We start from the raw sequence: 26,127 nt of genomic DNA, 5'->3' as shown, positions 1-26,127 counted from the left end.
AGACCTGCCCGTTTACCACTACCTTTGTGGTACGGGTAGCAAAAGCTGGCGGGTTTCTCATTCAACATCAACCAAGCCGGGCCAACTCAGCCACCACGCTTGCGACGTGCATTTTCCGCAATCCGCATGCGCAACGCGTTCAGCTTGATGAATCCGCCGGCATCGGCTTGGTCGTACGCGCCGCCGTCGTCATCGAATGTGGCAATGTTCTTGTCGAACAGCGTTTCCTTCGAATCGCGCGCCACCACCGTCACGCTGCCCTTGTAGAGCTTCACGCGCGTCCAGCCGTTGACTTTGTCTTGCGTATGGTCGATCAGCACTTGCAGCGCGCGGCGCTCCGGGCTCCACCAGTAGCCGTTGTAAATCAGCGCGGCATAACGCGGCATCAGGTCGTCTTTCAAGTGCGCCACTTCGCGATCCAGCGTGATCGACTCAATCCCACGATGAGCCTTGAGCATAATCGTGCCGCCCGGCGTTTCATAACAACCGCGCGACTTCATGCCCACATAGCGGTTCTCGACCAGATCCAGCCGGCCAATACCGTGCTTGCCGCCAATCGCGTTCAATTGCGTGAGCATCTCTGCTGGCGACAGACGCTTGCCGTTCAGCGCAACCGGATCACCCTTCTCGTATTCGATATCCAGATATTCCGGCTGATCCGGGGCGTCTTCGGGCGCAACCGTCCAGCGCCACATATCGGCTTCAGCTTCGGCCTTCGGATCTTCCAGGTGACGGCCTTCGAACGAAATGTGCAGCAGGTTCGCGTCCATGGAGTAGGGCGCGCCGCCTTGCTTGTGCTTCATTTCGATCGGAATGCCCGCTTTTTCCGCGTAAGCGAGCAGCTTTTCACGCGACAGCAGATCCCATTCACGCCATGGCGCGATCACCTTGATACCCGGCTCGAGCGAGTAATAACCCAACTCGAAACGCACCTGGTCGTTGCCCTTGCCGGTCGCGCCGTGCGACACGGATTGCGCACCCACCGCTCGCGCGATTTCGATCTGGCGTTTCGCGATCAGCGGACGCGCGATCGACGTGCCGAGCAAATACTCGCCTTCATAAACGGTATTGGCGCGGAACATGGGGAACACGAAGTCGCGGACAAATTCCTCACGCAGATCTTCGATAAAGATGTTGTCCTGCTTGATGCCAAGCTGCAGTGCTTTCTTGCGCGCCGGTTCGAGTTCTTCGCCCTGACCGATGTCAGCGGTGAACGTCACGACTTCGGCGTCGTAGTTGTCCTGCAACCACTTCAGGATGACGGAGGTATCGAGGCCGCCTGAGTAGGCGAGCACGACTTTTTTGATATCGCTCATGGTGAACTCGTATGGCTGGAAAACGGTGTGCGCCGGGCTTTCAGCGCGCGGAAAACCGCTATTTTGACATCAAATGGCGGCTGTTCCGCATTTTCAGGGCGACGCGGCGTTTCGATCGAAACCCCGCACGGTTAGCTAAACGCTGAAGCCGCTCAGTGATTGAGTTTGCCGAGCAGCAGATATTCCATCAGCGCCTTCTGGACGTGCAGTCGGTTCTCGGCTTCATCCCAGACCACGCTCTGCGGGCCGTCGATCACGTCCGCGCTGACTTCTTCACCGCGATGAGCCGGCAGGCAATGCATGAACAGCGCATCCGGATTCGCGCGCGCCATCATTTCCGAATCGACACACCAATCGGCGAAGGCCTTCTTGCGCACTTCGTTCTCGGCTTCGAAACCCATGCTGGTCCAGACGTCGGTGGTGACAAGGTCGGCGCCGGTGCAGGCGTCGTTCGGATCGGCGAATTCTTCGTAGAAGGGCGCGCTATCGGGCGACACCAGCGCATGATCGAGCGAGTAACCAGGCGGCGTGGACAGGCGCAGTTTGAAGCCCAGAATTTGCGCGGCTTCGATCCAGGTGTACAGCATGTTGTTCGCGTCGCCGACCCAGGCCACGGTTTTTCCTGCGACAGGGCCGCGCAGTTCGTAGTAGGTGAAGACGTCGGCCAGGACCTGGCATGGGTGATATTCGTTCGTCAGACCGTTGATCACCGGTACGCGCGAGTTGTCCGCGAAGCGCTGGATGATGTGCTGGCCGAACGTGCGGATCATGATGATGTCGACCATGCGCGACACCACTTGCGCCGCGTCCTCGATGGGTTCGCCGCGGCCGAGTTGCGTGTCGCGTGTGCTGAGGAACACGGCGTGACCGCCAAGCTGGAAGATGCCCGCTTCGAACGAGAGCCGCGTACGCGTTGAATTCTTCTCGAAGATCATCGCCAGCGTGCGGTCGTGCAGCGGATGGTAGGTCTCGTAGCTCTTGAACTTGCGCTTGAGAATACGCGCGCGCTCGAGCACGTAGTCATAGTCGTCGAGAGAGAAGTCCTTGAACTGCAAATAGTGGCGAATTTTTTTTTCGGTCATGAAAAATGCGTACGGCGGCTTCAGCCGGCAATTGCGCCGGACGGCGCCGCCGTCGTGGTGGTATCGAATTTCAGCATAAAGGAATTTCCGGTGTTTGACGAGGCCGCCAAATAGCCAACGCGCGCCGCCATACGCCGTCCGACGTGGTTTAGAGGCTTTGTGTGCAGTGCGGAAAAAGGGCCTCTGCTGTATAATCCGGCAGGTTTCTCCGGCAGTCCTGATACCTTTCGACTGCTTACGAATCAGACCCGCTGGCATGTTAAGCCAAGTCAATCCGCGAGCTAAACACGCAGATTCCAGGTTGCTTTTCGGCATAAATCTGCGGGAGTCCAGGCGGTTCGCGTTTTCACGCGAGTTCGTCTCGCTGGCACTTGTCTGCCTGTCCAGGCAGTCCGTATGGATTGCAGCCGTGAACGCGTTCGGCATGAGTTGATCGCGCGCACAGGTCGGCACGGGCGGCGTCGCGCTCAGGCGAATAAATGGTCAATGAGCGGTCGATGAGTAGTCGATAAGCGGGTAGATGCAGGTCGAAAAAGAGGCTGGATCTTACCGGCCGCGACGCTGCCGGACGAGGCGAAGTTCAGCGCCGGAGGTTGCAGCCGACGACTTTCCGGTTCACCTTGCCAACCATGCATGCGCGTTCGCCGGCGTTCTTCGCCGGTCGTCAAACAGGTATTCCTACATGGCCGAAACAATTCCAACCGAATACTTCATCCAGGGCATTACGTCGAACGGCAAGACTTTTCGGCCGAGCGACTGGTCGGAAAGGCTTTGCGGCGTGATGTCCGGGTTCGGCCCAGGCAAGCGCGGTCCAAACGCCCGGTTGCAGTATTCCGTCTATGTCCGCCCGACGTTGCTCGGCAATGTGAAGACAGTCATCCTGGATTCCCGATTGCGTGACATTGAACCCATGGCTTTTGATTTCGTGATGAATTTTGCCAAGGACAATGACCTGCTCGTGACAGAGGCGTGCGAGTTGCCGCCACATCACGCCACCCAGCAGCAACATGGCTAACTGAGTAGCTGAGTAGCAGGGGCCTTTGAGAAGGCCTCTTACCGATGCGCACGACAAAAAACCCGCTTTTAGCGGGTTTTTTATTGCTGTCTTATTGGTGCCTTTTTGCCTGTCACGCACTCGTCAAACTAAAGGCGCGCAGCGGGCGACCCAACAGGATCTTTAAGCAGCGGGTGCTTGCAGACCCTTGATAGCGGCCGACAGACGGCTCTTATGGCGAGCAGCCTTGTTCTTGTGGACGATGCGCTTGTCCGCAATGATGTCGATGGTCTTGACCGACGTCTTGTAGATTTCTGCAGCCTTGGCTTGGTCGCCGGCGTCGATCGCCTTGCGAACTGCCTTGATGGCGGTGCGGAATTTCGAGCGCAGCGCCGAGTTGTGCGAGTTTGCCTTGGCGCCTTGACGGGCGCGCTTGCGGGCTTGTGCGGTATTTGCCATGACGGTTCCTTATCCTGTTCCAGCTATGTGTTTCAGCGCTTCCCGTTTTGCTTCTGGATCAGATCCAACTCAATGCTGGTCCGACTCCACACAAGATAAAACGAGGTCAATCCGATGCGCTGTTTATGATCAAACCCTCGGGATCGATTGCCCGAAAGCGCAAAAAACGTCGAAAGAAGACGCGAAGCCGCCGTGCTTTGTACTTCGTCAGCAACGTACCTAAAAGTGCCAAAGGCAGATTCAGGAGCTTCGAAACCGGCGATTATAGCAACGAAATCATGGGACTGGCAAGCCCGGCTGGTTTTTGCTGAGTGTGGCAAGGAATCAACCGCAATAAGCCGGATGCAATGCGCCGGATGTATCGAGCCGCGCAGTTTAACAGCTGCAGGCACGCGCCCTTGCGCCATCCAAGTTGCAAATTCTAACGATTCCGCCGATGTTGCAACGCGTCGCGTTCATAATGCGGCCCGTATAATCAACGCCCCATGAATCTATTCCGAGCCCTACTGACGGTCAGCGGCTTCACGCTGCTTTCCCGCGTGACCGGCCTGGTCCGCGAAACGCTGATCGCGCGAGCCTTCGGCGCCAGTCAATTCACCGACGCGTTCTACGTCGCCTTCCGCATACCGAACCTGTTGCGGCGCTTGTCCGCTGAAGGAGCGTTCTCGCAGGCGTTCGTGCCTATCCTTGCAGAGTTCAAGAACACCGAAGGCCACGACGCCACCAAAGCCCTCGTCGACGCCATGTCGACGGTGCTCGCATGGGCGCTGGCGGTTGTATCGCTGGCAGGCGTAGCGGGTGCATCGTGGGTCGTGTTCGCCGTCGCCTCGGGCCTCGAGCATGACGGCCGCGCGTTCGGCCTTGCGGTGACCATGACCCAGATCATGTTCCCGTACATCATCTTCATCTCGCTGACATCGCTGGCGTCCGGAGTGCTCAACACGTACCGGCAGTTCTCGCTGCCCGCGTTCGCGCCCGTACTGCTCAACGTGTCGTTCATCGCGGCCGCCGTCTTTCTCGCGCCGCACCTGAAAGTGCCGGTCTACGCGCTCGCCTATGCAGTGATCGTGGGCGGCGTGCTGCAGTTTCTCGTGCAGTTGCCCGGTCTCAAGAAGATCGACATGATCCCGCGCATCGGCTTGAACTTTTTCCGGGCGTTGCGGCATCCAGGCGTCAAGCGCGTGCTGATCAAGATGGTCCCCATGACGTTCGGCGTGTCGGTCGCCCAGCTGAGCCTGATCATCAATACGAACATTGCGTCGCGACTCGGGCCGGGCGCGGTGTCGTGGATCAATTACTCCGATCGCCTGATGGAGTTTCCCACCGCGCTGCTCGGCGCGGCGCTGGGCACCATCCTGCTGCCAAGTCTTTCCAAGGCGCACGTGGACGCCGATCCGGTCGAATATTCGGCGCTGCTCGATTGGGGCCTGCGCATCACGTTCCTGATGGCGGCGCCCAGCGGCGTTGCGCTGTTTTTCTTCGCCGTTCCGCTGACGGCCACGCTGTTTCACTACGGCAAATTCGACGCAAATTCCGTCATCATGGTCGGACGGGCATTGTCGGCGTATGGCGTCGGGCTGGTCGGACTCATCTTGATCAAGATCCTCACGCCCGGTTTTTATGCGAAACAGGACATCAAGACGCCGGTGATTATTGGCATCATCGTGTTGATCGCCATTCAGCTCAGCAACCTGATTTTTGTGCCTATTTTCGCGCACGCCGGATTGACGCTATCGATCGGCTTGGGCGCCTGCGTGAACGCCACACTTTTGTTCATCGGCTTGCGCAAGCGCGGAATTTACCAGCCGTCGCCAGGATGGGCGCGCTTCTTCGCGCAACTCGTCGGCGCGTGCCTCGTGCTCGCGGGCGTGATGCATTGGGTGGCCGGCAATTTCGACTGGATCGGCATGCGTGCGGCACCTCTGGAGCGAATCATGCTTCTCGGTGCAAGCCTGGTTGTATTCGGTGCGCTATATTTCGGTATGCTCTCCGCGATGGGCTTTAAATACGCGTATTTCAGAAGGCGAACGCTGCAATGACGACGACGCGCATCCTCGACTATTTCACCTCGCTTGTGGCGGAGGACGACAGTCTGCCGCTCACCGAGGCGGCGTTGTCGCTCGCCCAGGACGCGTATCCGGATCTCGATTTGCAAGGCGTGCTGGCTGAGATCGACGAGCTGGTCCTGCGCGTGCGCCGCCGTATGCCCGAAGACGCCGACATCAAGCAGAAGGTCGGCGTGCTGAATCGCTTTTTCTTCCGCGAGCTGGGTTTCACCAGCAATCTTAACGATTACTATGACCCCGATAACAGCCACCTGAACATGGTGCTGAAGCGGCGTCGCGGGATTCCGATTTCGCTGGCCGTCGTGTATCTGGAAATGAGCGAGCAGCTCGGTATTCCAGTGCGTGGCGTGTCGTTTCCCGCGCACTTCCTGCTGCGCGTGACCACGCCCGACGGCGATGTGATGCTCGATCCCACCACCGGCCATTCCTTGTCTGAATCGGCGATGGTCGAGATGCTCGAGCCGTATGTGCAGCGGGTCGGCGAATCTATCGGCAGTGCGCTGCGGGTGTTGTTGCAGCCGGCTACGCGCCGCGAAATCATCGGACGAATGCTGCGCAATTTGAAGAGCATTTATCTTCAGACGGAGCGCTGGCAACGGCTGCTCGCCGTGCAGCAACGGCTCGTGATCCTGATGCCGGGAAGTATCGAAGAAGTGCGTGATCGGGGCTTCGCTTACGCGCGCTTGGATTACTTGCGCCCGGCGATGGAAGATCTACGCCGGTATCTCGATGATCGGCCTGAGGCTGAAGATGCCACCGTCGTGGAGACGGAATTGCATGAGCTGCGTCAGCGTACGCAGCACAACGGCGGGTAGTTTTTTCCAGCTTTGGTGAAGTAAAAAACGGCGGCTCATCTCTTCGATGGCCGCCGTTTTTTCTCGGCATTTGAACTTGCGAGCAGCCAGCCGCTGTTCGCCCCTCAAGTTGAAAAATCTACTTCGGCTGCATCCGGATCGCGCCATCGAGGCGAATCACTTCGCCGTTGAGCATGGGGTTGTCGAAGATCTGCTTGACCAGCATGGCGTACTCGTTCGGTTTGCCGAGGCGCGAGGGGAACGGCACCATCGCGCCGAGCGCGTCCTGCACTTCCTTCGGCATGCCGAGCAGCATGGGCGTCTCGAAGATGCCCGGCGCAATCGTCATCACGCGAATGCCGTTGCGCGATAAGTCCCGGGCGATCGGCAACGTCATGCCGACCACGCCGCCTTTCGATGCCGCATACGCCGCCTGGCCGATCTGGCCATCGTAGGCGGCAACCGATGCCGTGCTCACGATCACGCCTCGTTCGCCCGCCGCGTTCGGCTCGTTCTTCGACATCGCCGCTGCCGCCAAACGGATCATGTTGAACGTGCCGATCAAATTCACGCCGATCGTCTTCGCGAACAAATCGAGCGCATGCGGGCCATCCTTGCCCACCGTCTTCGCCGCCGGCGCGATGCCCGCACAATTGACCAGCCCGCGCAAGCTGCCGAGTTGCGTCGCGGCTTCCACGGCGCGTTGGCCGTCTTCCTCGCGGCTCACGTCGCATTTCACGAACACACCGCCGAGTTCCTTCGCGAGCTTCTCGCCGCCGGCTTCGTTCATGTCGGCGAGCACGACCTTGCCGCCGTGGTCGCGGATAAGCTGAGCGGTCGCCGCGCCGAGGCCCGATGCGCCGCCGGTGACGAGAAAGACGTTGTCCTGGATGTCCATGCTATGTGCTCCTTGATGAGGGTGAGTCGTAGAACATGTTTCGTCCCGGGGATCGCTCAGGACGAAAACGAAAAACCCGCTCGGCCGATGGAGCGCGAGCGGGTTTCAGAAGGCGTGCCCCGAGCGCCCAGGTATGAGCGCTCAGTGACAATCAGGTCAATGCATCGAACACGCGCGTGCGGATTTCATCGACGGTACCGAGCCCCGAGATCCGCCGATACTCCGGCGCTTTCAGGCCGTTGTTATCGCCATGTTTGGACCACGTGTTGTAGTACTCGATCAGGGGCTTGGTCTGCGCAACGTACACGTCGAGCCGCTTCTTCACGGTCTCTTCCTTGTCGTCGTCGCGCTGGATCAGCGGCTCGCCGGTGACGTCGTCAAGACCTTCCACTTTCGGCGGATTGAACTTGATGTGATACGTGCGCCCCGACGCTGCATGCGAGCGCCGACCGCTCATGCGCTCGATGATGTCCGCGAACGGCACGTCGATCTCAAGCACATAGTCGATAGCAACACCGGCTTCCTTCATGGCGTCCGCTTGGGGAAGCGTGCGCGGGAAACCGTCGAATAGATAGCCGTTCGCGCAGTCCGCTTCCTGCAGGCGTTCTTTTACGAGGTTGATGATGAGCGTGTCCGGCACGAGTTCGCCGGCGTCCATGAAGCGCTTGGCTTCCACGCCAAGCGGCGAACCTGCTTTCACGGCGGCGCGCAGCATGTCGCCCGTCGAGATCTGCGGGATGCCGAACTTTTGCTTGATGAACGTGGCCTGGGTGCCCTTGCCGGCGCCGGGGGCGCCCAACAGGATCAAACGCATGGTGATATCTCCGAATCGAATAGAAACCGCTGCGCTGCGAGGCTTATCTGGCATCCGGTCGCTGTGGCACATCGCCCGGCTGAAGCCGCAAACGAGGCGCGACGAGCCGAATTCGAGAGACGGCGCGGCACCAGTCGACATAGGCGCTCAGGAGCGTTGGCGCTGACCGGAAGGCTCGCGCTACCAATCGATTATGCCACGCATCGTCACAATCGCGGCCCGAATCCGAGGCTGGAAAGCCCGGAAAGTCGCACGCAGCGGGGGTTAACGCGAGTTGATCGAGAGCGGCATGGCGCGCTAGGAACAGGTGGAAACGCGCCGATTTCGCGGGTCGTAATCGCTATGAGAAGCGATGGATAGGTCGACTGCGGAAGCGCGGCTTAAGCGTGCGGCCCGTACTCTTATGCCGACGCCCCGAACAGCGCGCGGACGCGGGCCAGATCATTGGGGGTATCGACACCCGGCGGCGGCGCGTCGTTCGTCGTCAGCACTGCGATGCGCTCGCCGTGCCAGAGCGCGCGCAATTGCTCGAGCGCTTCGGCTTCTTCGATCGGCGCCACTGACAGCGTGGGATAAATCCGCAAGAACTTCGCGCGATACGCGTACAAGCCGATGTGGCGCAACACGTTGGCGGGAACGGACGGACGCGCACTGAGCGCGGCGACATTTGGCCAGTCCTTTTGCCACGCGTCACGCGACCAGGGAATCGGCGCGCGCGAAAAATACAGCGCCACGCTCTTCGAATCCAGCACGACTTTCACCACGTTCGGGTTGAAGACATCGGCGGGGTCCGAGATAGGATGTGCCGCGGTGGCGATCACGCACGACGGATGCGCCGCCAGATGCGCCGCCACATTGCGCACGAGCGCCGGGTCGATCAAGGGCTCGTCGCCTTGCACATTGACCACGATGGTGTCGTCGCTCCAGCCGAAATGCGTCGCGACTTCGGCGAGCCGGTCGGTCCCGTTCGGATGATCGGCGCGCGTGAGCAGCGCCTCGAAACCATGCTCCTTCGCGACCTCGACCACACGCTGCGAATCCGTTGCGATCAGCACTTGCAGCGCGCCCGACAAACGCGCGCGCTCGGCGACGCGCACGACCATCGGCTTGCCGCCGATATCCGCCAGCGGCTTGTCCGGCAGCCGCGTGGACGCGAGCCGCGCGGGCACGACGGCGATAAAGAGCGGCGCGACCGGAACGTGTGCGTTCATAAAACCTCAGTGCTAAATCTAGGAAACCTTGGAAATCTCAGTTTCCGTCGGAAGGTTTCAACGGTTCGACGGGCGTGCCTTCCACAGTCTGGCGCGCTTCATCGGGCAGCATGATGGGAATGCCGTCGCGGATGGGGTAGGCGAGCTTGTCGACGTTGCAGATGAGTTCCTGCGCCGCGCGGTCATGCGTGAGCTGGGTCTTGCAAATAGGGCAGACAAGGATTTCAAGCAGGCGTGCGTCCACGGAGTTTCTCCACAACTAATGCGATGAGGCGGGGGCTGAGCACGGCTTCGACTGGAACCACCCAGATGCGCGCGTCACGCCAGGCCCCGAATTTTACTGCATCCTTCTCGGTGATCAGGATCGAATCGGCGTCGATGCCGGCGAACGGATTGTCACGATAATCGTAGTGGTCCGGGAACGCGCGCGTGGCCGGCGCGAGGCCGGCGGCACGCAGCGACGCGAAGAACCGTTCCGGTGAGCCGATGCCCGCTGCTGCCGCGATCCGTTCGCCCTTGAACGCGCTAAGCGGACGGCGCACGGCGGGATCGTCGAGACGCCAGGCGTCGCCGGTGGTCAGGTCGAGCGAGAACGTGTTCGGCCACGGCGGCAACGTGCGGTCGTAGGGGCTGTTGATGAGCGTGGCGTCGCGGCGCCGCGACATCGGCTCACGCAAGGGTCCCGCCGGCAGCAGGAAGCCGTTGCCGCCCAGACGGTCGTCGAAGACCACGAGTTCGAACGCGCGGGCCATGCGGTAGTGTTGCAGGCCGTCATCGCTGACGATTACATCGACCGATGGATTTGCCTTCAGCAACGCCTGCGCCGCCGCGACGCGATCCGGCGACACCATCACCGGCGCATGCGTGCGGCGGGCGATCAGCAGGGGTTCATCGCCGACTTCGGAGGGTTGACTGTCGGCGGTGACCCGCGTGGCTTCGTGAATCTTCGCGCCGTAACCGCGCGAGACGACGCCCGGCTGAAAGCCGGCGGCGCGCAATGCTTCGACCAGCGCGATGACCGTCGGCGTCTTGCCGGTGCCGCCCACGGTCACGTTGCCGACCACGACCACCGGTACGCCCACGTTCACCTGCTTGATCCAGCCGAGCGCGAAAAACGCGCGTCGAATGGCGGCGATCAGGCCGAACACACAAGCGAACGGCGTCAGCGACCACGCGACCCAGCCGCGCTTGCGCCATTCACGGGCGAGGAAGTTTTCAATCGGCGGCTTGAAGTCAGACATGGCGCGCCTTGCGGTCAATATCTTCGGACGACAGCAACGGTGAGCGGCGTAGCGGCGAGAGGAGGGGCAATGTTTGCGATAACGGCCGGCACCTTTGCATCGAGGCGGATCTCCAGAATGAGCGAATTTGGGCGAATGGCAAGCAGAAGGTAAGCGGTCGATGGACGACACAGGGCACATGTCGCGCTCGCCCTTAAACCCGGCACTCTAGCGCGGCGATGCCTGGGGCGCCAGTCGAAGGGCAGCGCCCGACCTCGATTCAAGCCGGGAAAAAGGGTACATTCCATGCTCCATTTTGCTCGCAAGCTATTCACAATTCGCCTGTGGATAACTCTGTGAACAACTTGAGCTGCGGCGGGCTGAAATCGACACCAGGAAAGACCTGCATCGGCTTCTTCATGAATTAGAGATAGAAAACATTGTTAAATCAATGAGTTAAAGCGTGTTCATCATTGTTTCACAAGCGTTGATGTCAGCTTTCGGTAACTTGTGCATTGTGGACACTTGCTACACTTCGAACTCTGATTGGTCTATCGTCCATGCCTTGTTCGTAGACCGTTCAGGGGTGCGGGAATGGCCCTTGTTGGCCTGTTGGTACGTCCGCGAGCAAGCCAGTTCTCCACCCCGTTTTCAACCTGAAACGACTACTTTTTCTTCAATGAGCTCCGATCCTTTCGCTTCATCCGGTTCAGCCGCCAGTGCCGATGCCGTCATCCCCGTGTCGGCGCTGAACCGGGCGATCGGGTCAATGCTCGAACGCTCGTTTCCGCTGGTCTGGGTATCGGGCGAAGTATCGAATTTTACGAAAGCGGCCAGCGGCCACTGGTATTTCTCGATCAAGGACGCGCAGGCGCAGATGCGCTGCGTGATGTTCCGCGGCCGTGCGCAGTACGCCGAGTTCACGCCGCGTGAAGGCGACCGGATCGAGGTCCGCGGGCTCGTGACCCTGTATGAACCGCGTGGCGAAATGCAACTCGGCGTGGAAGCGGTGCGGCGCACGGGCCAAGGTCGTCTGTACGAAGCCTTCTTGAAGCTGAAGGCGAAACTTGAAGCCGAGGGGCTGTTCGCGGTCGAACGCAAGCGTGCGTTGCCGCAGCATCCGCGGGCGATTGGCATCGTGACGTCGTTGCAGGCGGCGGCGTTGCGCGATGTGCTCACCACGCTCTCGCGGCGCGCGCCGCACGTGCCGGTGATCGTGTATCCCGCGCCGGTGCAGGGCACGGGCGTGGCCGCGAAGCTCGCCGCGATGGTCGATCAGGCCAGCGCACGCCGCGAAGTCGATGTGTTGATCGTGTGTCGTGGAGGCGGTTCGATCGAAGACCTGTGGGCGTTCAACGAGGAAGTGCTCGCCCGCGCGATAGCCGAAAGTGCGATGCCGGTTGTCAGCGGCGTGGGCCACGAGACGGATTTCACCATCGCCGATTTCGCCGCCGATGTCCGCGCTCCCACCCCCACGGCAGCCGCCGAACTGGTCAGTCCGCAGCGCGTGTTGTTGCTGCGCGATCTCGATCATCGCCATGCGGCGTTGGCGCGTGGTTTCGGCCGGATGATGGAACGGCGTGCGCAGCAGCTCGACTGGCTGGCGCGGCGGCTGGTCAGCCCGGCGGAGCGCCTGGAACGTCAGCGCACGCACTTGCGGCAACTGGCGGTGCGGCTGGCGTCCGCCGGTGCGCGTCCGGTCCGCGATGCCCGCGCGCGTTTTGCGCTCGTGCAGATGCGCTGGCAGCGCTGGCGTCCGGATCTCGCCGCCGAGCGGGAACATCTGATGCGTCTTTCACAACGCCTGAGTGTGTCGCAAGGGCGCCGGCATGAACGGGCGGCGGCGCGGGTGTCGGAGTTATCGGCGAGGTTGCAGGTGTTGAGCCCGCAACGCACGCTCGAGCGCGGCTACGCGGCTTTGATCGATACCCAATCCGGACGCGCCGTACGCGCGCCGAATGCGCTGAAGCCAAAACGGCCATTGACCGTGCATTTGGCGGAAGGATCGGCGGATATTGTGCTGGCCGATATCCAGCCGCGGCTTTCCAATGAATTCTGATTGGTTCTGACGCTCGGGCGGTGTGCATCGACCGCTGCTTTCATGCGATGCGCGCATGAGTTTTTACAAGACCTGCGCGGGTAGTTCAAAGCCCGTATTTTTGACGGCTTAGAAGGAACGTTCGAGCATTTTTTACGCCGCTGTTAAAGCTTCGTAATCGATACTGCTCATAAAAACCCGCAATTTGCGGGGTTATCCCAACTCGCCTACAATCGAGTGCTCCATTGCTTCACTCCTCACGTCCCCCATAATCATCATAGAAGGAAGCTCGCACCATGGAACATACCCTCCCGCCGTTGCCGTTCGACAAGAACGCGCTTGCTCCGAACATGTCGGAAGAAACGCTTGAGTATCACTATGGCAAGCATCATCAAACCTATGTGACGAACCTGAACAAGCTGATTCCGGGTACCGAATTCGAAAACCTGTCGCTCGAAGAAATCGTCAAGAAAGCATCGGGCGGCGTGTTCAACAACGCAGCCCAGGTGTGGAACCACACGTTCTTCTGGAACAGCCTGTCGCCCAAGGGTGGCGGCGCTCCGAGCGGCGCGCTGGCCGACGCCATCAACGCCAAGTACGGCTCGTTCGATAAATTCAAGGAAGAGTTCGCGAAGGTCGCAACCGGCACGTTCGGTTCGGGCTGGACGTGGCTCGTGAAGAAGCCGGACGGTTCGCTCGATATCGTCTCCACCAGCAATGCCGCTACGCCGCTGACCACCGACGCGAAGGCGCTGCTGACCATCGACGTGTGGGAACATGCGTATTACATCGACTATCGCAATGCGCGCCCGAAGTTTATTGAGGCGTACTGGAACATTGCGAACTGGGACTTTGCGTCGAAGAATTTTGGCGCTTGAGTATTGTTTCGTGACAATTAAGTTTGGAAACGGCAATAAAGTTTGGAAAGTGGAGAATACTGTCCGCGAAGAACTTTAGAAACTGTCTCCAACATGAAAGCCCTCCCCGTGAGGTAATGCCGTTCAGTTAAGTTCCTTCTTAAGGTATCGAACGGTGTAACGTTTAGGTCGGGATTTGACGACCCGCTCGCATGCGCGACCGGGTCGTTTTTCATTGGGTAAAGCCTTGAGCCGTTCACGCAAACGCTTAAGGCACGCTGGCAATTTTGCGTAGGCCGGAGTAACAGCGGCCCACATCATTTCGTGCTGGATCGTATGAAAGGCTCGCACGAAGCTGATATCAGTCGGCTCGAGTTTGGCTTCCCATGCGGCGCTGGCGATCTCACGGCGAATCATGTTGTAGGCGATCAACGCGCCCCATATTTCCTGATACACCCCTTCGACGCTGCGGCTGCGCAAGGTCAACTCCGAACCCAGCATCGATTGCTTGATCTCCCGGAAACTGGTTTCGATCTGCCAACGACGCTCGTAGCAGGCCACGATATCGGCGGGTTTGAAACGCCGACGCTCGCCCAGCGAAGTCAGCAGCACGCGTTCACGCCCGCGCGCGATGGTGCGGATCGCCCGCGCATTCCAGAATTCGGGCAAAGCCGGGCACTTCTTGCGCGCCTGCTGCAAGACGCGCATGCGCACCGTTGCATCGTCAGCGGTACCCGCGATCACTTCCCAGCAGGTATTGGATTTGGCTGGAATCAGAAAGTGGCGATTGCGTGCGCCCATGGTCAGGCCACACAGAATCTCAGCGGCCAGAAAGCCCTTGTCGAACACAGTCAGCGAGTCTTCCGGTATCTGCGGCAGCAGGCTTTTGGCGTACACCATTTCGTTGGTGCCGTAGCGACCGAAATTGATATCGGCGACCAGATGCGTCGGAATCGCGGTGAGCGTCACTGCGCGCACTTGCGGATAACTGGCCACCTTGCCACTGGCGTAACCCTGTGCGCCGAAGTGCTCACGGTTGGCCGGGCTGTCGGGCGTGCGCAGCGTGGTGCCGTCCATCGCCCACAGACTCAACCCCTTGAATGCATGGTGAGCCGCGTCTTGCGTCGTCCAAGCACGTGCTGTCTGCTCAAACAGCCAAGCCAACGGTGCTTCGCCGACGCGCTGACGCGCCTGCGCCGCCGCGCTCTTGCTGACAAACGGCGCGGCCTCGTTGGGCAACGCTAGATCAAGGCTGTCCAGCACCTCGCTGACTGACCGGTGCCGGTACATCGCCAGCGCGATTACCAGCCACACCACTTGTTTCGCGGGCAGGCGGCGGCGCCGGATGCTCACTGTGCCCGTTGCCTGGACCGCCCGTTCGATCCATTCATAAGGCAGATGCTCAGCCAGCCGGCTCAGCTCGGCTAGCGGCTCTTGCGCTTCGATCAGATAGGTAAGGTGGGCTGAGAGCATCGCGCTGAAAAGTTAACATCTCGACGCGTTGTTTACAACCTCTTCCTGCTTCAAAAATGAAAATGCCGCTCAGCTCTTAACTGAACGGCATTACCACTCGCGTGGGGCTTTTTCGCATTTCCAGCCCGGTATTGGCTACCCGGGTTCATTGAAAAGGGCCAGACACGCAAAATGCACTACCATGGCGCGTCGATGAGCAGACGACTCGTTCACTCATCAGTCACCCAGGGGAGAGCAAGCATGTTCACGAGATTCAGTCTGCGTAACAGTGTGTTGGGTTTGAGCATGGTGTTGATGTCGTCTGTAGTGTCAATCGCGTCAAGCTCAGCTTTTGCCGATACCGTCGCTTTGCAAGCGAACCTGCAACCGTCGAGTGAAGTGCCTCCGCGCGTGAGCAAGGGGCATGGGATGCTGAAAGCCACCTTCGACACCACGACCAAGACGCTGCAGTGGACCGTGACGTACGCCGAGTTGTCGGGCCCTGCGACGATGGCCCACTTCCATGGCCCCGCGCCGGTGGGCCAGAACGCGAAGGTGCAGGTCGCTATCGATAAGAACGCGCTGCCGAGTCCGATCTCGGGTCAGGCCACGCTTTCCGAGGAACAGGCCAACGAACTGATGGCCGGCCAGTATTACTTCAATATCCACACCGAGAAGAACCCGACTGGAGAGATTCGCGGACAGGTAATGCCGGCGAACTGACGAGGCGTTTTGCTTCGCAGCGCACAGGAAACGCACCGCGGCCCTTTTTGGGCCCTCTTCATACGCGACTAGACGAACGATCGTACTATTGACGTTCACGGAAAAGAGGAGTCGCCATGAGTTGGCAAAGTGCGCTCGCTTGCTGGGTTTTACGTCACCGGATGCGGCCCGAAACGGGCAAGCCCGGTATCGATGTTGCGCGAGCCCGGGCATTGACGTCGAAGCGCGTGTGGCTGCCGAAACCGCCGTCGGGCTGGCGTCTTGAAGAGCGATACAGCCAGGACCATGCCCCGCTTCGTGGCGAGTGGCTGTGGCCCGGTCAGCCGTCTGACAGCACGATCCTGTACCTGCATGGTGGCGGTTATTATTTTTGCTCGCCCGCGACGCATCGCGGGCTCGTCTTTCCCCTCGCAAGAAGGTCGGGCGCGCGGACTTTTTCCCTCGATTACCGGCTTGCCCCTGAGCACCCGTTTCCTGCCGCGCTGGACGACGCGCTGGCTGCTTATCGACAACTATTGGCCGATGGCGTGCCGCCTGCCTCCATGGTGATAGCCGGCGATTCGGCCGGCGGCGGTCTTGCGCTTGCGACCTTACTGGCTTTACGCGATGCGGGTGATTCGCTGCCCGCAGGCGCGGTGTTGTTTGCGCCATGGACGGATCTGGCGGCGACTGGCGCGTCGATGACGACCAACGATGGTCGCGATCCCATGTTCTACGGCCGGGCGTTCGCGCCGGCGGGCAAGCTTTATACGGGCAGCGCTAATGTCCGCAACCCCTACGTGTCACCGCTATACGGGCGCTTCGACGGTCTTCCGCCGCTCTTTGTCCAGGTCGGCGATACCGAAGTGCTGCTCGACGATTCCACGCGCGTTGCGGAGAAAGCGCGTGCGGCGGGCGTCAGTGTCGAGCTTCAGATCTGGCCGAAAATGCCGCACGTCTTCCAGATGTTCGCGCCGTTCGTGCCGGAGGCGAGCCGCGCGCTGGAGCAGGCGGCTGGGTTTGTGCGCCGGGTTACGGCTTCTCAAACCGTGGAGACATTGCAGGCAAGCTAGCTAGTGGTTCACTTCCCGCTGCCTATATCGATGGTCTGAAAAGCGCGCTCGACCGCCAGTTGCCCGTATTGCCGCTCCAGCCGCCGTACGGTGAAATGTCCGTGCGCCATCTGCTGGAAATGATCGATGAAAACCGTGTTGACCATGGCCCCCAGCACTGCGCCGATCGCCGGAATCGACTTGGCGGCGACCTGTTCGCTGACCTGCACCGAGAACCGCGACGCCACCGTCTGCAGGAACTTGAGCAATGCAGTCGAGCCGTGTCCGCTCAAACCCTTCGCCGCCAGTTCGCTCGTCGCCTTCGATACCGACTGCGCCAACGTCCCACGCACGATGAAATAGCCGATATCGGCGGCATCGTCGCTCGAACTGGGACCGCCCATGCCGAGCACCATCAAGCATTGCAACTGGGTATCGATGAGGTGTACGTCTTCGCCCTCGCTGCGCGCAATATCGCAGATCGAGCGGAACATCAACGTGGTCGTGACGGGCAATTCCACCGGCAACGCGAATAGTCCAAACGCGCCGCCAGCCGCACCCGTTGTCGCAACAGCCAGCTTGTGCATCAGGTTATGCGGTTTTTCGGGCGGCAGCACGACGCCGTCAACCGTCGTCTTACTGAGCGTGCGCAGCGCGAGTTGCAGGCATTTCTTGAGCGCAGCCTGGGTTGCGTCGTCGATTTTCTCCTGCGCGACGTTCGGCATTTTCCCCATCAGCTTTTCGATCGGCGAGCCAACCACGCTCGCCAATTTCATCGTAAGCGAGGGACTTTCGAGCGCTTCCTTGGCTCGGCGCAAGGTCGCGAGATCTTCCTGCGAGAGGGGCGAAACGGCGATTGGCGTCGGTTCCATGGCAATTTTAGAAAAGGTTGAGGAGGCGTCTGGCCTTGGATTAGAGCCTTTTGCCGTGCTATGATTCCCATTCTGTTGATAAGTCAATCATTGCGGTATCAAAAAATGGCTGTTCATACTGCCGAGCATCACTCCGCGGGACAAGTGCTCCCGTTTCGCGAATCGCTGATGGCGATGTTGGGCATCTGCTTCGTGACCATGCTGGTCGCACTCGATCAAACCGTGGTGGGCACCGCGTTGCCCACTATCGTCGCTGAACTCAGGGGTTTCGACCTGTACGCCTGGGTCGCCACTTCGTACTTGCTCACATCCGTCATCACCGTGCCTATTTTCGGCCGGCTTGGCGACTATTACGGCCGCAAACCGTTCGTAATCGCGTCTATCGTCGTGTTCACCGTCGCGTCCGCGCTCTGCGGTCTGGCCGACAACATGCTGTTCCTCGTGCTCGCGCGCGGCCTTCAGGGCATTGGCGGCGGCATGCTGGTTGGTACCGCGTTCGCGTGTATTGCCGATCTGTTTCCTGACTCCGTCGTGCGCCTTCGCTGGCAAGTGATGATGAGTTCAGCGTTTGGTATTGCCAACGCGGTCGGTCCATCGCTTGGCGGGATTCTGACCCAATACTACGGCTGGCGCTCCGTCTTCTACGTGAATCTGCCCGTCGGTTTGTTGTCGGTGTTTTTCGTCTGGCGCTTCCTTCCGCACCTTCGGCACGTCAAGCATGAAGGCAAGATGCGTCTGGACTGGCAAGGCGCGGGCCTGATCGCGATTGCGCTGGGTTCGCTGCAATTGTTTGTCGAAATGTTGCCGAAGCACGGGCTGTCGGTGGAATCGTTGATGCTGCTGGTAGTAAGCGTTGCATCCGGTTACGCGCTGTGGAAATGGGAACGACGCTGCGATTACGCCATTCTTCCCGTCGATATGTTCCGCAACAAGAGCCTCTCTGCGCTCTTTACGCTCGCGATTCTCGGCGGTTTCACGATGTTTTCGCTGCTGTTCTACGCGCCTCTGCTATTTCAGGGCGGTTTTGGGATGTCGCCGAAAGACGCCGGCCTGATGATCACGCCGCTGGTGGTGTTCATTACGATCGGCAGTATCGTGAATGGACGGATTGTGACGCGTGTGAAGAATCCGAATGCCATGTTGTTTGTCGGTTTCGCGTTGCTCGCGCTGGCGTGCCTCGGCGTAGTGATCGCCACGCGCTCAATGCCGCGACCGCTGTTGATGGTGTTCATGGTGCTGGGCGGAATGGGCCTGGGTTTTGTCATGCCGAACCTGACCGTGTTCGCGCAATTGACTGCGGGAAGGGAGCATCTGGGTATTGCGACGGCGCTGCTGCAGTCGCTGCGCATGATTGGCGGGATGATTGGCACGGCGCTGACGGGTACGCTGATCAGCCATCTGTATGCGAGCGGCGTGCAGCTCTCACTTGAAAAAGCCAACGCCAACCACTGGTTTGGCGACCTGAGCGATCCGCAGATCCTGATCAATCACGACGCGCAAACCACGTTGCTGTCGCAGCTTGCGAGCGCGGGTCATGACGGCGCGATGCTGCTTGAATCGGCACGCGAGTCGCTGGTTGCGGCTATTCACATTGGTCTCGCGGTGGCAGCCATTGTGGCGGTGCTGGCGGTGTGGCAATCGCGTCGCGTACCGCCGGTGCGCTTGAAGGGCGTGAAGGTTGAACCGACGATAGTGGCCGAATGAGCGCGACATCAGAAGCCGGGCACGCGAAGAACGACGCGCAAACGCGCAACACGGAAGCAACTAGCATTAAAGCAGTCAGCCGGGAACCAATCAGCATGGACGAGACGGACCGTATCGCCTTCATACAGCAGTTTGGGCGCACTTATCGAACGTTCATGCAGGCGTTCGAGTCGCAGGTCGGCCATCCAATGCCGCGTTGGCGCATCCTGCTTGCGCTGCACGATCATGCAGGCGAGTTGTCGCAGAAGCGGCTAGTCGAAAGGCTCCGCGTGGATCCGGGCGCGCTCACGCGGCAGTTGAAGACGCTGGAGGCGCTGGGCTGGATTGTGCGTAGTGTCGACCAGCGTGACAACCGGGTATCGAACGTGGTTCTCACCGATGCCGGCCGCGCCGTCACCGAAGCCGGCATGCCGCGCCGCAATGCTTTCCTTCACGAGACTCTGTCGACGCTTCCTGACGACGCCGTCACCGCGCTCTCCGGCGCGTTGCGTGCGCTTGAGCAGCGCATCCAGGAAGTGGCCGCCGGAACCGCCGAATTGAACGGCCCGGGCGAGCTTGGAAGTCCCGTCTCCGACGACGCTTAAGCTTAGAACGACGTTTCGATCACTTCCTTCACGCGATATTTTGTATCGACGACCAGAATCTGGCGCCATTTGTCGAAGGTGAGGCAAGGGTGCGAGATGTCGAAGGCGATCATGTCGCCGACCTTGATGTCGTCGCCCGGTTTGATCCGCAAATACGCATGCTGGTCCATCATGCCGAAGATCTCCCAGCCTTCATCGCTCGCAATGTCGCGAGGCCATTGCGTACCGGGACGGAAGTGGCGAGCGGGTTCGGGCATGCCGGCATCGAACGCGGCATCGCGTTTTCCCAGGCCAATGATCACGCGATCCGGCTCCGGAATGGATTGCACATAGGCCCACAATTGCAGCGCCGGTTTTAACCCTTCGCCCATCTTTTTCGCAATCGGGTTGCGCGCGAAAATCTCGTTCTGCGCTTTCTTGTACACGCCCACGTCGTGCGTCAGGTAACAGCCCGGACGCAGGATCACTTCGATAGCATCGCTGTTCGCTTTCGCGAATTCATCGGCGACAACGTCGTACCACGCCGATCCCGCGCCCGACAAAATGGCCGGCTTGCGCTCGATCTTGCCGTCGTCGACCAGCTTGCGCGTCACGTCCACCGCGTGCTGCAGAAACGCCCGCACCTTCGTTTCGTCCTGCAACACGCCCTCATATATCTCGACGCCGGTTAGCTTCACGGCATCGGGCCAGCGTGCAATGGCTGCCAGCACCGCGTCGCGCTGCGCGTCGTCGCGAATACCCGTTCGGCCGCCCGCCACGCCCAGTTCCAGCAGCACGTTCACGTGCTTGTTCACATCGCTGAAAAACGCGCCGAGCTGGTCGACGTTGTCCGCCGAATCCACCAGGCAATGGAACTCAAAATTGGGATCGGTCAGCAATTCCGCGATCATGCCCATGTTGCGTTTGCCGACCAGCTGATTCGCCATCAGCACACGCTGCACACCGCCGCGATACGCCGCGCGCACCTGATGTGCCGTGGCAAGCGTGATGCCCCACGCGCCGGCGTCCAGTTGGCGGCGGAACAATTGCGGCGCCATGGTCGTCTTGCCGTGCGGCGCGAGTTTTACGCCGTATTCAGCCACGAACGCTTGCATCCACTTCAGGTTGTGCTCGATCCGGTCCGCGTAGAGGACGGCGGCCGGCAGGCTCACGTCCTCGTCGAGCAGATTCCAGTCAAGGCGCGCGGCATCTACCAGATGCACGCTGACGCCCGGCACCATGCCCAGACCCTTGCCAAATGGGTCGATTGTCGCGCTTTGATAGTTTGTAACTTTCATGTGCTGCTACTCCATCGTCCGTTTGTATAGAGTTGAGGGCTTGTTTTGCTGTATCCGATTTAATATCGAGATTGACGCGACAATGGTACAGAAAGTACGATGCCCAAGACATTGTTATTTAGTACCACGCCTGCCGAAAAGGTTTTCATGAACGTGTCATCCGAACCGCCCGCTTTCGATATCGTCGCCCGGATTGCCGAGCGCGCGCCCGAATTGCGTTCGGCGGAACGGAAGGTCGCGGCGCTCATTCTCGACGATTTGACCGGCGCATCGCGCGCCAGCATCGGTGCGCTCGCAAAAAAAGCCGAGGTCAGCATTGCGACCGTGACGCGTTTTGCGAAGGCGGTCGGGTGCCATGACGTCCGCGAGCTTAAATTGCGGCTGGCACAGGCGGCGGCGGTTGGCCAGCGGTTTTTGCGCGGCAGTTCGTATGACGAAACCGATGCCGACGATCCCGCCGATTCCCTCGCCGCCCGTATTTTCGACGATATCCAGACTACGCTCGCCCACAATCGCGGCGCGCTGCGGGCGGCGCCGATTGCCGCTGCCGCCGACGCGCTCGCCGATGCCCGGATGATCTACGTGTTCGGCATGGGCGGAGGCTCGACCGCGTTAGCCGATGAAATGCGCTTTCGTCTGGTTCGGCTGGGGCGCCCGGTGGCGTCGTATCAGGATGGCTTACTGCAGCGGATGGTCGCCGCGACGCTCTCGCGTGAGCACGTGGTGGTGGCGTTATCGGTGACGGGGCAAACGCCGGAGATGGTCGAAAGCTGCCGGATCGCGCGGGAGTATGGCGCGCGGGTGATTGCGCTGACTGCGCCCGCGTCGCCGCTCGCGCAACTGGCCGACTGGCTGATCCCGATCATCGCGAATGAAACCGATTTTATCTACAAGCCGTCGACATCGCGTTACGCCATGTTGATGGCGCTCGACCTGCTTGTGACCGAACTTGCCGTGAAGCAAGGCGATACGAGCCGCGAGCTTTTGCGGCGCATGAAACACGCGCTGGATGCTTATCGTGGTGGCGGCGTCGACGAACGTCAGCCTTTAGGAGATTGAACATGGCATCGGTTGGAGAACACGTCGATACGCTGATCAAAGGCGCACGGGTGATCGACGGAACGGGCGCACCGGCGGTTCAGCGCGACGTGGCCGTGAAATATGGCCGGATCGTCGCGATCGGTGAGCTGAGCGGCTGGACGGCGGAGAACGTCGTGGAGGCGGAAGGGCGGGTGCTGGCGCCGGGTTTTGTCGATGTCCATACGCACGACGATACCCATGTCATTCGCTCGCCGCAGATGCTGCCGAAGATATCGCAGGGCGTGACGACGGTGATTGTCGGCAACTGCGGGATCAGCGCATCGCCGGTGACGTTGAAGGGCGATCCGCCCGATCCGATGAACTTGTTAGGCGAACGGCACGATTTCTCTTATCCGACGTTTGCGGCTTATATCGATGCAGTCAACGAAGCGCGTCCGGCGGTGAACGTGGGCGCGTTGATCGGGCACACGGCGTTGCGGAACAATCATATGGATCGGCTGGATCGCGGGGCGTCGGCTGAGGAAATCGACGGCATGCGCGCGCAGCTGGAAGAAGCGTTGTCGCATGGTGCGCTTGGGTTGAGCAGCGGTCTTGCCTACGGCTCGGCGTTCAGCGCACCGCCGGAAGAAGTGATGGCGCTGGCCGAGCCTTTGGCCAACGCCGGCGCGTTGTACACCACGCACATGCGCACCGAATTCGATGCGATTCTCGACGCAATGAACGAGGCGTATCAAGTCGGCAAGCATGCACGCGTTCCCGTCGTGATCTCGCATTTGAAGTGCGCGGGGCCATCGAACTGGGGGCGTAGCACGGAGGTTTTGAAGTCGCTTGAAAACACACGCGAGGGTCAGCCGGTTGGATGCGATTGTTATCCGTACAACCGGAGTTCATCGACGCTCGATTTGAAGCAGGTGACCGGCGATATCGACATCACGATCACGTGGTCGGAACCGCATCCGGAGATGGCGGGGAAGTTGATTTCCGAGGTTGCCGCCGAATGGAACGTGACGCAGCAGGAGGCGGGCAAGCGCTTGCAGCCGGCGGGCGCGGTTTATCACAACATGTCGGAAGACGATGTCCGGCGGATTCTGTCGCATCCGGCAACCATGGTCGGCTCCGATGGTTTGCCGAATGATCCGCTGCCGCATCCACGTTTGTGGGGCGCGTTTCCGCGAGTGCTGGGGCATTACGCGCGGGATACGTCGCTGATCGCGCTTGAGGAAGCGGTGCGCAAGATGACGGGGTTATCGGCGCGGCGGTTTGGGTTGTCGGAGCGCGGTCAGATTCAAGTGGGATATCACGCAGATCTCGTTCTCTTCGACGCCGACAAGGTCCGCGATAAAGCTACGTTCGCCGAGCCTCGGCAGGAGGCGGATGGTATCGATGCGGTTTGGGTAAATGGCGTGCTTTCTTATTTCGACGGCGCTGTGACCGGATTAAGAGCGGGACATTTTGTGGCGCGCGGCGAGGGTTCCAGACTCGATGCGCATGGGCACTTTTGATTAACGTTGAGGATGTGCAATGAAACGATATGGCGTGGAAGGCGGTAAAGGACAAGGCGGCGCGGTAATGCCGTTTTCGCGGGCTGTGGAAGCGGACGGATGGCTTTTTGTTTCGGGTCAAACGCCGATGGAAAACGGCGAAGTCATTGAAGGCGGGATCGTTGCCCAATCGCATAAGGCTATCCAGAATGTTTTCGCGATTTTGAAAGAAGCCGGATATGGCGCGGAGCATGTCGTGCGTTGCGGCGTTTGGCTCGATGATCCGCGGGATTTTGCATCGTTCAACAAGGTGTTCAAGGAATACTTTGGCGAACATCCGCCGGCACGCGCTTGCGTGGTTTCATCGATGGTGATCGATTGCAAGGTTGAAGTGGATTGCGTGGCTTATAAGAAGGCCTGAGGGATGCTTTATTCGCGCCGGGGAAGCTTATGCCAGCCGGCGCGAATGCCCCTATTGTCGCGCTAGTCTCGCATTATCCGGCAACGGCAAATTGAAGTTTGTCCTGAACGGGTTGATATCCAAACCGCCGCGCCTCGTATAGCGCGCATAAATGGCCAACCGTTCAGGCTTGCACTCCCGCATCACGTCGAGAAATATCTGTTCGACGCATTGCTCATGAAACCCGGTATGTTCCCGATAAGAAATGATGTATCGCAGCAATCCGGCATGATCGATTGGCGCACCAACATAACGAATCTGCACGCTGCCCCAATCCGGTTGCCCAGTCACCGGACAATTCGATTTCAGAAGATTGGAAAACAGCGTTTCATCCACCGGCGATTCGCCAAAAGACGCCCGTAATAGCGATGGATCCGGTGAATAAACTTCAGCATCCAGATCCAGCCGATCCAGCGATAACCCCTCAAACTCCTCCATCTTCAGCTTCACGCCAAACTCATAAGGCGCGACAAGCTGCACGGAAACATTCGCCCCGCACACCGCGGAAACGTCCTTGCGAATGGCCGCTCGAACATCATCGATAGAATCAAACGCGGTCTGCGAGAAAGATCCCAGATACAGCTTGAACGACTTCGACTCGACAATATTGGGCGAATCCGCTGGCACGATAAAAGTCGCCACCGCGATCTGCGGTTTGCCCTTCTTGTTCAGCCACGAGAGCTCGTAGCCATTCCAGATATCGGTGCCGAAGAACGGCAACGCGCCGGTGAGTCCGAGTGCGTCGCGCCCCGGCCTTCTATCGATGGGAAAGAGCAGCGCCGGATCGTACCGTTCGGTGTACTGGACCGGCTTGCCAAGAGGAGAGTGTTCGGGCGTATTCATGATGAGGCGTTCGATATGCCACTCGGAACATGCCCCGTCGCTGTCACAACGCGAGCCGATTCAATATGGCCAATTTGGTCGTCGAAGAAAAAGTCGGGTTCGAACTTGCCCAGGAACGGGCCTTTGTTCAATCCACCGAGGAACATCGCTTCGTCGATTTCGATGTTCCAGGCCATCAACGTCCGGATCGCCCGCTCGTGCGCGGGCGCCGATCGCGCCGTGACAAGCGCCGTGCGAATCCGCATCCGCGATGTGGCATGGCTAAGTTTTTGCAGCTTGTGAAGTGCTTCCAGCAACGGTTTCAACGGCCCGTTCGCCAACGCCAGATCCTTCTTGCCGACTTCATGCTCCACAAACGCCGGCAAGCCCTGCGCCTGGAACACCCGCTCGGCTTCGTCGGAGAAAAGCACGGCATCGCCGTCGAAAGCGATTCGAATTTCGTCAGGATACCGGCTCGCGGCAAGCGGCGCTCGCGGCACGACCGTCGCGGCGGGAAAGCCGGCGGCGAGGGCATCGCGGACATCGGCTGAATTCGCCGACAAGAATAACGACGCGCGAAACGGTTCCAGGTAGCCAAACGGTGACCGGCCACGCGTGAACACCCCGCGTTCGATCACCAGCCCATGCTCCTTGCACGAACTGAACGCGCGCAGACCGCTGATAGGATCGCTGCGCGACAGGATCACGACTTCCACGCGGCGTTCGCCGTCCACGTTCAACGCGAGCAACTTCTCGATCAACGAGAACGCAATGCCGGGTTTAGCCGGAACATGAAGCCGCGAGCGCTGCAGCGCCTCGTATTCGCGCGAGTCGCCGGCTTCGTAGACTTCGTTTTCTTCTTCGAAATCAAACAGCGCGCGCGATGAAATCGCGACCACCAGCTTGTCGTCCAGCGTGAAGGCCATGCGGC

Annotated in this window: 26 protein-coding genes; 12 read left to right on the top strand and 14 right to left on the bottom strand. The window is 60.0% G+C overall.

Annotated elements, in window-relative coordinates; genetic code table 11:
* Window positions 1-86 precede the first annotated feature (86 nt).
* Together ACMX25_RS09620 and argF are read right to left on the bottom strand one after the other, a co-directional pair.
* Window positions 87-1,316, bottom strand: coding sequence for an argininosuccinate synthase (locus tag ACMX25_RS09620; protein ID WP_414949500.1), 1,230 nt, complete (start codon window positions 1,314-1,316; stop codon window positions 87-89).
* A 152-nt stretch (window positions 1,317-1,468) separates the two neighbouring features.
* Complete coding sequence (gene argF, locus ACMX25_RS09615) at window positions 1,469-2,398, bottom strand: ornithine carbamoyltransferase (RefSeq protein WP_414949499.1); 930 nt, start codon at window positions 2,396-2,398, stop codon at window positions 1,469-1,471.
* A gap of 682 nt (window positions 2,399-3,080) precedes the next feature.
* Here argF and ACMX25_RS09610 point away from each other — a divergent pair.
* The gene (locus ACMX25_RS09610; RefSeq protein ID WP_213767252.1) at window positions 3,081-3,413 is read left to right on the top strand and encodes a DUF3579 domain-containing protein; all 333 of its coding nucleotides are present in this window, start codon (window positions 3,081-3,083) and stop codon (window positions 3,411-3,413) included.
* Between the two features lie 162 nt (window positions 3,414-3,575).
* Here ACMX25_RS09610 and rpsT read toward each other — a convergent pair whose 3' ends face one another.
* Both rpsT and ACMX25_RS09600 read right to left on the bottom strand, forming a co-directional pair.
* Window positions 3,576-3,851, bottom strand: coding sequence for a 30S ribosomal protein S20 (gene rpsT / locus ACMX25_RS09605; RefSeq protein WP_031361387.1), 276 nt, complete (start codon window positions 3,849-3,851; stop codon window positions 3,576-3,578).
* A gap of 32 nt (window positions 3,852-3,883) precedes the next feature.
* Window positions 3,884-4,243, bottom strand: coding sequence for a hypothetical protein (locus ACMX25_RS09600; RefSeq protein WP_414949498.1), 360 nt, complete (start codon window positions 4,241-4,243; stop codon window positions 3,884-3,886).
* Window positions 4,244-4,336: 93 nt separating this feature from the next.
* Here ACMX25_RS09600 and murJ point away from each other — a divergent pair, with 93 nt between their 5' ends.
* Together murJ and ACMX25_RS09590 are read left to right on the top strand one after the other, a co-directional pair.
* Window positions 4,337-5,890 (top strand): murein biosynthesis integral membrane protein MurJ, encoded by a 1,554-nt coding sequence (gene murJ / locus ACMX25_RS09595; RefSeq protein ID WP_414949497.1) that lies wholly within the window; start codon window positions 4,337-4,339, stop codon window positions 5,888-5,890.
* The gene (locus ACMX25_RS09590) at window positions 5,887-6,732 is read left to right on the top strand and encodes a SirB1 family protein (RefSeq protein ID WP_414949496.1); all 846 of its coding nucleotides are present in this window, start codon (window positions 5,887-5,889) and stop codon (window positions 6,730-6,732) included. The genes murJ and ACMX25_RS09590 overlap by 4 nt, the downstream gene beginning before the upstream one ends.
* A 118-nt stretch (window positions 6,733-6,850) precedes the next feature.
* Here ACMX25_RS09590 and ACMX25_RS09585 read toward each other — a convergent pair whose 3' ends face one another.
* The 5 genes from ACMX25_RS09585 to lpxK form a co-directional block, all read right to left on the bottom strand.
* A complete protein-coding gene (locus tag ACMX25_RS09585; RefSeq protein ID WP_299703324.1) occupies window positions 6,851-7,609 on the bottom strand; it encodes a 3-hydroxyacyl-CoA dehydrogenase in 759 nt (252 codons plus the stop codon).
* Between the two features lie 151 nt (window positions 7,610-7,760).
* On the bottom strand, window positions 7,761-8,423 hold the full coding sequence (gene adk, locus ACMX25_RS09580) for an adenylate kinase (protein ID WP_414949495.1): 663 nt from the start codon (window positions 8,421-8,423) through the stop codon (window positions 7,761-7,763).
* 401 nt (window positions 8,424-8,824) lie between these two features.
* Window positions 8,825-9,634: a 3-deoxy-manno-octulosonate cytidylyltransferase gene (gene kdsB / locus ACMX25_RS09575; protein WP_414949494.1), complete on the bottom strand. Its 810-nt coding sequence runs from the start codon at window positions 9,632-9,634 to the stop codon at window positions 8,825-8,827.
* Window positions 9,635-9,671: 37 nt separating this feature from the next.
* Window positions 9,672-9,878 (bottom strand): Trm112 family protein, encoded by a 207-nt coding sequence (locus tag ACMX25_RS09570; RefSeq protein ID WP_414949492.1) that lies wholly within the window; start codon window positions 9,876-9,878, stop codon window positions 9,672-9,674.
* The gene (gene lpxK / locus ACMX25_RS09565) at window positions 9,859-10,875 is read right to left on the bottom strand and encodes a tetraacyldisaccharide 4'-kinase (protein WP_414949491.1); all 1,017 of its coding nucleotides are present in this window, start codon (window positions 10,873-10,875) and stop codon (window positions 9,859-9,861) included. The genes ACMX25_RS09570 and lpxK overlap by 20 nt, the downstream gene beginning before the upstream one ends.
* A gap of 658 nt (window positions 10,876-11,533) precedes the next feature.
* Between lpxK and xseA the strand changes: the two genes are divergently transcribed.
* Entirely contained in the window at window positions 11,534-12,913 is a 1,380-nt protein-coding gene (xseA, locus tag ACMX25_RS09560) for an exodeoxyribonuclease VII large subunit (protein ID WP_414949490.1), read from the top strand.
* 275 nt (window positions 12,914-13,188) lie between these two features.
* Window positions 13,189-13,770: a superoxide dismutase [Fe] gene (gene sodB, locus ACMX25_RS09555; RefSeq protein ID WP_414949489.1), complete on the top strand. Its 582-nt coding sequence runs from the start codon at window positions 13,189-13,191 to the stop codon at window positions 13,768-13,770.
* Between the two features lie 123 nt (window positions 13,771-13,893).
* On the opposite strand, the gene ACMX25_RS09550 is transcribed toward sodB, so the two are convergent.
* A complete protein-coding gene (locus ACMX25_RS09550; protein ID WP_414949488.1) occupies window positions 13,894-15,222 on the bottom strand; it encodes an IS4 family transposase in 1,329 nt (442 codons plus the stop codon).
* Between the two features lie 285 nt (window positions 15,223-15,507).
* Between ACMX25_RS09550 and ACMX25_RS09545 the strand changes: the two genes are divergently transcribed.
* Complete coding sequence (locus ACMX25_RS09545) at window positions 15,508-15,924, top strand: CHRD domain-containing protein (RefSeq protein ID WP_414949676.1); 417 nt, start codon at window positions 15,508-15,510, stop codon at window positions 15,922-15,924.
* 116 nt (window positions 15,925-16,040) lie between these two features.
* The gene (locus ACMX25_RS09540; RefSeq protein ID WP_414949487.1) at window positions 16,041-16,976 is read left to right on the top strand and encodes an alpha/beta hydrolase; all 936 of its coding nucleotides are present in this window, start codon (window positions 16,041-16,043) and stop codon (window positions 16,974-16,976) included.
* Between the two features lie 8 nt (window positions 16,977-16,984).
* Here ACMX25_RS09540 and ACMX25_RS09535 read toward each other — a convergent pair whose 3' ends face one another.
* Window positions 16,985-17,827 carry an EcsC family protein gene (locus tag ACMX25_RS09535; protein WP_414949486.1) on the bottom strand — a complete coding sequence of 281 codons (843 nt, stop codon included), beginning with the start codon at window positions 17,825-17,827 and terminating at the stop codon, window positions 16,985-16,987.
* Window positions 17,828-17,932: 105 nt separating this feature from the next.
* Between ACMX25_RS09535 and ACMX25_RS09530 the strand changes: the two genes are divergently transcribed.
* Together ACMX25_RS09530 and ACMX25_RS09525 are read left to right on the top strand one after the other, a co-directional pair.
* Window positions 17,933-19,531: an MDR family MFS transporter gene (locus ACMX25_RS09530; RefSeq protein WP_414949484.1), complete on the top strand. Its 1,599-nt coding sequence runs from the start codon at window positions 17,933-17,935 to the stop codon at window positions 19,529-19,531.
* Window positions 19,532-19,626: 95 nt separating this feature from the next.
* On the top strand, window positions 19,627-20,115 hold the full coding sequence (locus ACMX25_RS09525) for a MarR family winged helix-turn-helix transcriptional regulator (protein WP_414949674.1): 489 nt from the start codon (window positions 19,627-19,629) through the stop codon (window positions 20,113-20,115).
* Window positions 20,116-20,117: 2 nt separating this feature from the next.
* Here ACMX25_RS09525 and ACMX25_RS09520 read toward each other — a convergent pair whose 3' ends face one another.
* Window positions 20,118-21,392, bottom strand: coding sequence for an amino acid deaminase (locus ACMX25_RS09520; RefSeq protein ID WP_414949483.1), 1,275 nt, complete (start codon window positions 21,390-21,392; stop codon window positions 20,118-20,120).
* A gap of 147 nt (window positions 21,393-21,539) precedes the next feature.
* Here ACMX25_RS09520 and ACMX25_RS09515 point away from each other — a divergent pair, with 147 nt between their 5' ends.
* Genes ACMX25_RS09515 through ACMX25_RS09505 form a run of 3 tightly spaced genes read left to right on the top strand, consistent with a single transcriptional unit; the run spans window position 21,540 to window position 24,335 of the window.
* Entirely contained in the window at window positions 21,540-22,451 is a 912-nt protein-coding gene (locus ACMX25_RS09515) for a MurR/RpiR family transcriptional regulator (RefSeq protein ID WP_414949482.1), read from the top strand.
* A 2-nt stretch (window positions 22,452-22,453) separates the two neighbouring features.
* Window positions 22,454-23,935 (top strand): N-acyl-D-amino-acid deacylase family protein, encoded by a 1,482-nt coding sequence (locus ACMX25_RS09510; protein ID WP_414949480.1) that lies wholly within the window; start codon window positions 22,454-22,456, stop codon window positions 23,933-23,935.
* A gap of 19 nt (window positions 23,936-23,954) precedes the next feature.
* Window positions 23,955-24,335 carry a RidA family protein gene (locus ACMX25_RS09505; protein WP_031357567.1) on the top strand — a complete coding sequence of 127 codons (381 nt, stop codon included), beginning with the start codon at window positions 23,955-23,957 and terminating at the stop codon, window positions 24,333-24,335.
* Between the two features lie 51 nt (window positions 24,336-24,386).
* Here the strand turns inward: ACMX25_RS09505 and queF are convergent, their stop codons facing one another.
* Together queF and ACMX25_RS09495 are read right to left on the bottom strand one after the other, a co-directional pair.
* Entirely contained in the window at window positions 24,387-25,217 is an 831-nt protein-coding gene (gene queF / locus ACMX25_RS09500) for an NADPH-dependent 7-cyano-7-deazaguanine reductase QueF (RefSeq protein ID WP_414949478.1), read from the bottom strand.
* The gene (locus ACMX25_RS09495; RefSeq protein ID WP_414949476.1) at window positions 25,214-26,122 is read right to left on the bottom strand and encodes a 5'-nucleotidase; all 909 of its coding nucleotides are present in this window, start codon (window positions 26,120-26,122) and stop codon (window positions 25,214-25,216) included. The genes queF and ACMX25_RS09495 overlap by 4 nt, the downstream gene beginning before the upstream one ends.
* Window positions 26,123-26,127: the final 5 nt, after the last annotated feature.

It is taken from the genome of Caballeronia eucalypticola (assembly GCF_047608185.1).
Classification (GTDB): Bacteria; Pseudomonadota; Gammaproteobacteria; order Burkholderiales; family Burkholderiaceae; genus Caballeronia.
The sequence above is the reverse complement of the archived record's forward strand: the minus strand, read 5'-3'. Positions and strand labels throughout refer to the sequence as shown.

Coding starts and splice junctions, on each gene's coding strand:
- ACMX25_RS09620 (WP_414949500.1), bottom strand. CDS start 1,316: ATGAGCGATATCAAAAAAGTCGTGCTCGCCTACTCAGGCGGCCTCGAT.
- argF (WP_414949499.1), bottom strand. CDS start 2,398: ATGACCGAAAAAAAAATTCGCCACTATTTGCAGTTCAAGGACTTCTCT.
- ACMX25_RS09610 (WP_213767252.1), top strand. CDS start 3,081: ATGGCCGAAACAATTCCAACCGAATACTTCATCCAGGGCATTACGTCG.
- rpsT (WP_031361387.1), bottom strand. CDS start 3,851: ATGGCAAATACCGCACAAGCCCGCAAGCGCGCCCGTCAAGGCGCCAAG.
- murJ (WP_414949497.1), top strand. CDS start 4,337: ATGAATCTATTCCGAGCCCTACTGACGGTCAGCGGCTTCACGCTGCTT.
- ACMX25_RS09590 (WP_414949496.1), top strand. CDS start 5,887: ATGACGACGACGCGCATCCTCGACTATTTCACCTCGCTTGTGGCGGAG.
- ACMX25_RS09585 (WP_299703324.1), bottom strand. CDS start 7,609: ATGGACATCCAGGACAACGTCTTTCTCGTCACCGGCGGCGCATCGGGC.
- adk (WP_414949495.1), bottom strand. CDS start 8,423: ATGCGTTTGATCCTGTTGGGCGCCCCCGGCGCCGGCAAGGGCACCCAG.
- kdsB (WP_414949494.1), bottom strand. CDS start 9,634: ATGAACGCACACGTTCCGGTCGCGCCGCTCTTTATCGCCGTCGTGCCC.
- lpxK (WP_414949491.1), bottom strand. CDS start 10,875: ATGTCTGACTTCAAGCCGCCGATTGAAAACTTCCTCGCCCGTGAATGG.
- xseA (WP_414949490.1), top strand. CDS start 11,534: ATGAGCTCCGATCCTTTCGCTTCATCCGGTTCAGCCGCCAGTGCCGAT.
- sodB (WP_414949489.1), top strand. CDS start 13,189: ATGGAACATACCCTCCCGCCGTTGCCGTTCGACAAGAACGCGCTTGCT.
- ACMX25_RS09550 (WP_414949488.1), bottom strand. CDS start 15,222: ATGCTCTCAGCCCACCTTACCTATCTGATCGAAGCGCAAGAGCCGCTA.
- ACMX25_RS09545 (WP_414949676.1), top strand. CDS start 15,508: ATGGTGTTGATGTCGTCTGTAGTGTCAATCGCGTCAAGCTCAGCTTTT.
- ACMX25_RS09540 (WP_414949487.1), top strand. CDS start 16,041: ATGAGTTGGCAAAGTGCGCTCGCTTGCTGGGTTTTACGTCACCGGATG.
- ACMX25_RS09535 (WP_414949486.1), bottom strand. CDS start 17,827: ATGGAACCGACGCCAATCGCCGTTTCGCCCCTCTCGCAGGAAGATCTC.
- ACMX25_RS09530 (WP_414949484.1), top strand. CDS start 17,933: ATGGCTGTTCATACTGCCGAGCATCACTCCGCGGGACAAGTGCTCCCG.
- ACMX25_RS09525 (WP_414949674.1), top strand. CDS start 19,627: ATGGACGAGACGGACCGTATCGCCTTCATACAGCAGTTTGGGCGCACT.
- ACMX25_RS09520 (WP_414949483.1), bottom strand. CDS start 21,392: ATGAAAGTTACAAACTATCAAAGCGCGACAATCGACCCATTTGGCAAG.
- ACMX25_RS09515 (WP_414949482.1), top strand. CDS start 21,540: ATGAACGTGTCATCCGAACCGCCCGCTTTCGATATCGTCGCCCGGATT.
- ACMX25_RS09510 (WP_414949480.1), top strand. CDS start 22,454: ATGGCATCGGTTGGAGAACACGTCGATACGCTGATCAAAGGCGCACGG.
- ACMX25_RS09505 (WP_031357567.1), top strand. CDS start 23,955: ATGAAACGATATGGCGTGGAAGGCGGTAAAGGACAAGGCGGCGCGGTA.
- queF (WP_414949478.1), bottom strand. CDS start 25,217: ATGAATACGCCCGAACACTCTCCTCTTGGCAAGCCGGTCCAGTACACC.
- ACMX25_RS09495 (WP_414949476.1), bottom strand. CDS start 26,122: ATGGCCTTCACGCTGGACGACAAGCTGGTGGTCGCGATTTCATCGCGC.